At 69.2% G+C, this 934-nt stretch carries 1 protein-coding gene; it reads left to right on the forward strand.

The features are described 5' to 3' along the window. Positions 1-191 precede the first annotated feature (191 nt). On the forward strand, positions 192-932 hold the full coding sequence (locus DWV11_RS04985; protein ID WP_168404578.1) for a DUF5134 domain-containing protein: 741 nt from the start codon (positions 192-194) through the stop codon (positions 930-932). Positions 933-934: the final 2 nt, after the last annotated feature.

Consider the following 934-nt stretch of genomic DNA (forward strand, 5'->3'; position numbering starts at 1 on the left):
CGAACCCCACGGCTTCTTCAACCAGAACCCCACCCTGAACCTGCCCACCGAAACCCGCGGCACCACCGGCGGACACTGCAGCACCAAATAACCGGCAACACCGCTAGTAAACCGGCAACACCGCTTCGGTCCCCGGCACGCCCACACCGTGCCGGGGACCGAACCCACCCCCCACCAATTCCCTGGCTGTCGTGAAAGGCGTGATCGGCGTGTTCAGCATCCCCGCACTCAACTGGGCCCTCACCGCCGTCCTGCTCCTGGGCGCAGCCGGCCACCTGGCCAGAACCGTACGCACCGGCCAGGCCACAGACCGTGTCAACAACGCCCTGCACGCCCTCATGCACCTGCTCATGGCCGCCATGCTCTGGAACCTCGCCCCCGCCACCCTCCTGGCCCAGATCACCCTCCTGGCCGGCGCCGCGCTCTGGTTCACCATCCAAGCCGTCGCCCGCCCCGAATTCCCCCTCCTCTGCACCGGCACCACACGCCGCCTCGGCTGCGCCTACCACGCCCTCTCCATGAGCGCCGCCGCCCTCATGATCGCCCTCATGGCACCCCACACCACCCCCGACCCCACGGCAACAAACGCCCTCATGGCACCCCACACCACCCCCGACCCCACGGCAACAAACAGCACCACCGGCACCGACCCCATGCCCATGCCCATGACCCACGCACACCACCACACCACCGCCGCAGCCACGGCCCCCGGCACCCCCGGGCTGGCACCCGCCCCCGCCCTCGCCCTCGCCATGACCGTGCTCTTCGCAACCGCCGCGGTGGTCTTCACCATCCTGCACCTGCGCAAACGAACCACCCGCCACCCAAACCACCCGCACGCAAACCACAAACACCCCACCCACACCACACACGCACTCGAAGCCCTCGGCGCCACCGCCATGGCCCTCATGTCCGCCACCATGACCACCTGAGC

This window comes from Arthrobacter silvisoli (genome assembly GCF_003369445.1).
Lineage (GTDB): Bacteria > Actinomycetota > Actinomycetes > Actinomycetales > Micrococcaceae > Arthrobacter > Arthrobacter silvisoli.